This window comes from Streptococcus sp. 3874 (assembly GCF_013276425.1).
GTDB lineage: Bacteria > Bacillota > Bacilli > Lactobacillales > Streptococcaceae > Streptococcus > Streptococcus pseudopneumoniae.
Window position 1 is genome coordinate 1 of the sequence record NZ_VMLA01000050.1, and the last position, 5,939, is coordinate 5,939.

Below are 5,939 nucleotides of genomic sequence, written 5' to 3' on the forward strand. Positions count from 1 at the left end.
TACATATATCTACGGCAAGTCGACGTTGACGTGGTTTGAAGAGATTTTCGAAGAGTATTAGTCTTTATTTTCGTATGGCAAGATCAAGTTCAAGATGATTCCTGTCATGGCTGAAAGAGCAGTACCTGAAAGTGTAACTGGACCAAGTTTAAGGACAGCTCCTCCAAGTCCAAGAACCAACATAGCACTTGCGATGATGAGGTTTCGCATTTGAGCGAAATCAACACGTTCTTTAATCAAGACTTTCAAACCATTGCTGGCGATAACCCCATAGAGAAGGATTGACATACCACCAAGTACAGCGTTTGGAATAGTTGAAATCAAGGCAGTGAATTTACCAAGGAAGCTGAGGGCAATCGCGATGAAGGCAGCGTTACGGATAACTGAGACAGAAGCGATACGAGTCATACCGATAACCCCTGTATTTTCTCCGTAAGTTGTATTGGCTGGTCCACCAAGGAAGGCAGAAACAGAAGTTGCGATACCGTCACCAAGAAGAGTACGGTGGAGACCTGGTTCTTTTAAGAATTGACGGTCACAGATTTGACCCAAAACAGTATGGTCTCCGATATGTTCAGAAATTGTTACGATAGCGATTGGCAAGATAGCGATGGCTTCTGGACCAAAGTAAAGATTGTATTCTTTAAAGGCACCACCTGTGTTAAATGGCAAGTAGAAACCAGGAATTTCAAACCAGTTAGCTTTAAGAACTGGTGTAAAGTCAACCAAGCCAAGAGTTAGTGCGAAGAGGTAACCACCGATAATGGCAAAGAGAAATGGAATGATTCGTAGGAATCCTTTTCCCTTTGTATTGATAAAGGCAGCAATCAAGAAAGTAACAACTGCTACAAGAGCATTTTTCCAATTCCCATCAGCTACAAGACCAGCGTTGGTAACAGCTGAACCTGCAAGTCCAAGACCGATAACGATGATCATAGGTCCGATGATGATTGGTGGCAAGAGTTTATCAATCCATTTTGTTCCTACAAATCGGATGCTGGTAGCAACAAGGACATAGACCAAACCAGTCAAGATAACCCCTGTTTGAGCAGCAGATACATCCCCACCCATTTCTTTCATAGCCAGTGACATAGCTGTGATAAAAGCAAATGAAGAACCTAGATAAACTGGAACTTTAAAACCAGTTGAAATCATGTAGATGAGTGTTCCAACACCTGAAGCAAAAAGGGCAACAGATACAGGCATTCCCAAAATCAAGGGTACCAAGATGGTCGCACCAAACATGGCGAAAACGTGTTGGAAGCTAAGGAGAATTCCTTTTCCAGCCGAAGGACGTTGGTCAACGTCTAGTAACAAATCAACAGTTGATTCTTGTTTCATATAAACCTCACTTTTGGGCATCAAAAAAGAGCCCATTATTTTACAGCAATAGGCCCTCAGAGTAAGACTTCTCTAAAATCTAAACTTTAAAGAGTTTCAAGTATTTCTGTGTCTTCGTCACCTCACGGGATGACATTAAAAACCTTTGCTTAGGATAGTATAGCAGAAAAAAATGATTTTGTAAATCATTTTTTCCCGAGCCTAAAAATAAGAGAGCGAGGTTGATTTTGTAAATCATTTTTTCCCGAGCCTAAAAATAAAAGAGCGAGGTTGATTTTGTAAATATTTTTTTACTAAAAAGATTAAAGTGGGCGTTTATTTGGCATACCAGCCTTACGTGGATATTTATTTGGCGTTTCTTTTTTCTTTTCTACAACTGTCATATAACGCGGATCTCCATTTGGTAGGGCGTAGCTGAGATTGTCTTCGACTTTACTGAAGAGGAGGTTGAGGGCATTCTTAGCTTCTAATAATTCCTCAGGGGCATTGCTGGCCTTGAGTGCCAATAGTTTTCCGCCAACTTTAAGGTAAGGAATTGTCAATTCAGATAAAACCTGCATGCGGGCAACCGCACGAGCTGTTACAAAATCATATTGAGCACGGAAGTTCTTGTCTTGGGCAAAATCTTCGGCACGTCCGTGGTAGAAATGAACTCCGTTCAAATCCAATTCTTGAGCCAAAAGTTGCAGGAAGTTGATACGTTTATTGAGCGAATCAATGATGGTCACATCTAACTGAGGATAGAGGATTTTCATCGGCAGACTAGGAAATCCTGCCCCAGCTCCAATATCAAGCAATTTGATAGTTTCATTGGGAATCAAGCCTTGAAGAATGGGTGCAATCGAATCGTAAAAATGTTTGAGATAAACTTCTTCCTTGTCCGTAATAGCTGTTAAATTAATCTTTTCATTCCACTCAACCAAGAGTTCAAAATAACGATCAAATTGTTTTTTTTGCTGGTCCGAAAGTGGAAGATTTTGCTCGGCAAGCAAGTTGTAAAATGTTTCTGGTTTCATAGTTATTTCCTTCTTTAGTATCATCTTATTTTACCACAATCATTAAAAATTTGATATACTGGTACTAATCTAAAAGCAGAAAGGACTTATATCATGACTTGGATTATTCTTGGAGTTTTAGCTCTTATTGTTATTTTTGTGATTGTTAGCTATAACGGTTTGGTTAAAAATCGTATGCAAACAAAGGAGGCTTGGAGCCAGATTGATGTTCAGTTGAAACGTCGAAATGACCTCTTGCCAAACTTGATTGAAACTGTAAAAGGTTATGCTAAATATGAAGGTTCTACCCTTGAAAAGGTAGCAGAACTACGTAACCAAGTGGCAGCAGCGACTTCACCAGCAGAAGCTATGAAAGCTAGTGATGCCCTCACTCGTCAGGTTTCAGGTATTTTTGCAGTTGCAGAAAGCTATCCAGATTTGAAAGCTAGTGCCAACTTTGTTAAATTGCAAGAGGAGTTGACAAACACAGAAAATAAAATTTCTTACTCTCGTCAACTTTATAACAGTGTTGTCAGCAACTACAATGTAAAATTAGAAACTTTCCCAAGCAATATTATCGCTGGAATGTTTGGATTTAAAGAAGCAGATTTCCTTCAAACACCAGAAGAGGAAAAGGTAGTTCCTAAAGTTGATTTTAGCGGTTTAGGTGACTAAGATGTTGTTTGATCAAATTGCAAGCAATAAACGAAAAACGTGGATTTTGTTGCTGGTATTTTTCCTACTCTTAGCTCTTGTTGGTTATGCGGTTGGTTACCTCTTTATGCGGTCTGGGATTGGTGGTTTGGTTATCGCACTGATTATCGGCTTTATCTATGCCTTGTCCATGATTTTTCAATCAACAGAGATTGTCATGTCCATGAACGGGGCGCGTGAGATTGATGAACAAACGGCACCAGATTTCTACCACGTAGTGGAAGATATGGCTATGGTCGCTCAGATTCCTATGCCCCGTGTTTTCATCATTGATGATCCAGCCTTAAATGCCTTTGCGACAGGTTCTAACCCTCAAAATGCGGCGGTTGCTGCGACTTCAGGTCTACTAGCTATCATGAATCGTGAAGAACTAGAAGCTGTTATGGGACATGAAGTCAGTCATATTCGTAATTATGATATCCGTATTTCGACTATTGCAGTTGCCCTTGCTAGTGCTATCACCATGCTTTCTGGTATGGCAGGTCGTATGATGTGGTGGGGTGGAGCAGGTCGCAGACGAAGTGATGATGACCGAGATGGAAATGGTCTTGAAATCATTATGCTAGTGGTTTCCCTACTAGCTATTGTACTGGCACCTCTCGCTGCAACCTTGGTTCAGCTCGCTATTTCTCGTCAGAGGGAATTTCTGGCAGATGCATCTAGTGTCGAGCTGACTCGCAATCCCCAGGGAATGATTAATGCCCTAGATAAGTTGGACAATAGCAAACCTATGAGTCGCCACGTCGATGATGCTAGCAGTGCACTTTATATCAATGATCCTAAGAAAGGGGGAGGGTTCAAAAAACTCTTTTATACCCACCCACCTATCTCAGAACGGATTGAACGTTTAAAACATATGTAAAATGAAGGCTGGAAAAAGTCTTTAAAATCTGAAAAACGCATAATATCAGGTGTGAAAACTTGATATTATGCGTTTTATTATGGGAAGATTTACTTCTTTTTCTCCTAAAATTGTGTTTTTGCCCCACATATTTGCGATGTTGAAAATTTATAAATCTTGAAAATTAACTACCTCCAAACCGTGTTCTGTTAAGCGATAGATGATTGAACAGATCTCTTTTAAGAAACAACGGTCATGCGAAACAGTGATGAGACCACCAGGATAAGTGGCAAAGAGTTTTCTAATTTCGGGTTGAGAAGTTGGAGAAAAGTTTCGTGTGGGTTCATCTAGCAGGAGAAAGTTTGGTTTGCGCAAGACTAAATCCAAAAGCAGGAGTTTTCCTTGTTGTCCGCCAGATAAGAAGCGAATTTGATGCTGCATTTCTGGATAACTGAAATTGAGACTGGCTAAGTGAGATTGGATTTTTTGTAGTTCCTCTTTTTCCCCAGTTTTACTTAGATAGGCTATTGGTGATAAATCCAATTGCAGTTTTTGCTGGTAATCTTGTGGCATATAACCAAGCGAAATCTCTCTTTTAGCATTAAAAAGTTGCTGTAACTTGGCTAATAGGGTCGATTTTCCAATACCATTTGGCCCTATAATACCGATTTTTTCTTGGCCACGGACAGTTAATTGTAGTTCTTGCACCAAAATTCGCTCGCCAATGGATAAATTTTCTTTTTCCAGTTGGATTAAGACTTTAGAAGTAGGTAATGGCTGTATATCTGAGAAGAAAAGTCTGATTTCTTCCTCTTCAAGTGGCTTTTGGGTCATGGCCTGAGCTGCTCTTTCGTAGCGTTTTTCTTGTGAGAGGACAGTTTTCATCTTTTTAGCCAATAGGCGACCGGCAGTACTGTCTTTGGTAGCTCGAAGAGCAGTTTCTACATTTTGTTTAACTCGTTGATGTTTTTCCATGGTTTTATCGTAGGCTCTTTGGTCGTTGGCTGCTTGCTGGGTTTGTCTGGCAAAATTAGCCTTTCTCTGCTCACTATAACTATCATAGTCTAAATGCTCTACTAGTGTTTCTGCTTCTTTACGGTGCTTGACCAGTCGCAAGTGAACAATAGTGTCTGCCGTTTCAGAAAGAAAGTCCTCATCATGGGAAATGAAAATAACGGTTTGCCGAATCTTGCGCATTTGACCTTTTAGCCAATCAACCGTCTCAAGATCCAAGTCATTTGAAGGTTCATCTAAAAATAGAATCTCAAAAGGTTTGGCTAACTCATGGATGAGCTGAATTTTCAAAGCTTCACCCCCTGATAGACTACCAATCTCTTGGTCGCTTGCGAAACGATTGCTATCAAAATGCAATTCCTCAGCTAAACGATAGAGGACACTGTAATCTAAATCAATAGTATCTAAAAAGAAGTAGTCGTGTAGAGTTCTATTTTTCAGGTCCTCAGGAAGTTTTTGAGGAATGTAGGCTATTGATTGATAATCAGATTGAATGTCTCCCCCGATAGTGAAATCAGGCAAAGTTTCCCCCATTAAAATTTTAAGTAAGGTGGATTTGCCATTTCCTTCTTCACCAATAATAGCGACCTTTTCCCTGTCTTGGATGGTCATGCTGAGGTCAGAGACAAGGTCTCGTAAATCTTTGTTTTGTGTGATGGTCAGGTGATTGATTTTTATCATATGATTGCCCTTTCTAGAATGTTGATACTACATAACAAAAAGCTCTACTTTACCTAGTAGAGCCCAAAGTCTATGTCAAAAAAACTCTATTAATACTCTTCGAAAATCTCTTCAAACCACGTCAGCGTCGCCTTACCGTAGATATGTTACTGACTTCGTCAGTTCTATCTGCAACCTCAAAACAGTGTTTTGAGCAGCCTGCGGCTAGTTTCCTAGTTTGCTCTTTGATTTTCATTGAGTATTACTTACTCGCCAACTTCTTAAACAAAAAGAAAAACCACTACTCCTAAGAATAGCGATTTAATCATGTTTTTAAGCTACTAATGTAGTCGCTCTATTATTTAAGAGTAACT

At 39.9% G+C, this 5,939-nt stretch carries 5 protein-coding genes; 2 read left to right on the forward strand and 3 right to left on the reverse strand.

Going from position 1 to position 5,939, the window contains the following annotated elements:
• Window positions 1–57 precede the first annotated feature (57 nt).
• Both HT703_RS05510 and rsmG read right to left on the reverse strand, forming a co-directional pair.
• Complete coding sequence (locus tag HT703_RS05510) at window positions 58–1,341, reverse strand: solute carrier family 23 protein (RefSeq protein ID WP_050208611.1); 1,284 nt, start codon at window positions 1,339–1,341, stop codon at window positions 58–60.
• 302 nt (window positions 1,342–1,643) lie between these two features.
• On the reverse strand, window positions 1,644–2,357 hold the full coding sequence (gene rsmG, locus HT703_RS05515; protein WP_023936541.1) for a 16S rRNA (guanine(527)-N(7))-methyltransferase RsmG: 714 nt from the start codon (window positions 2,355–2,357) through the stop codon (window positions 1,644–1,646).
• 93 nt (window positions 2,358–2,450) lie between these two features.
• Between rsmG and HT703_RS05520 the strand changes: the two genes are divergently transcribed.
• Both HT703_RS05520 and htpX read left to right on the forward strand, forming a co-directional pair.
• Window positions 2,451–3,011 (forward strand): LemA family protein, encoded by a 561-nt coding sequence (locus HT703_RS05520; RefSeq protein ID WP_023936539.1) that lies wholly within the window; start codon window positions 2,451–2,453, stop codon window positions 3,009–3,011.
• Window position 3,012: 1 nt separating this feature from the next.
• Window positions 3,013–3,912: a zinc metalloprotease HtpX gene (gene htpX / locus HT703_RS05525; protein WP_023934415.1), complete on the forward strand. Its 900-nt coding sequence runs from the start codon at window positions 3,013–3,015 to the stop codon at window positions 3,910–3,912.
• A 147-nt stretch (window positions 3,913–4,059) separates the two neighbouring features.
• On the opposite strand, the gene HT703_RS05530 is transcribed toward htpX, so the two are convergent.
• Complete coding sequence (locus tag HT703_RS05530; RefSeq protein WP_023934417.1) at window positions 4,060–5,586, reverse strand: ATP-binding cassette domain-containing protein; 1,527 nt, start codon at window positions 5,584–5,586, stop codon at window positions 4,060–4,062.
• Between the last annotated feature and the right edge of the window lie 353 nt (window positions 5,587–5,939).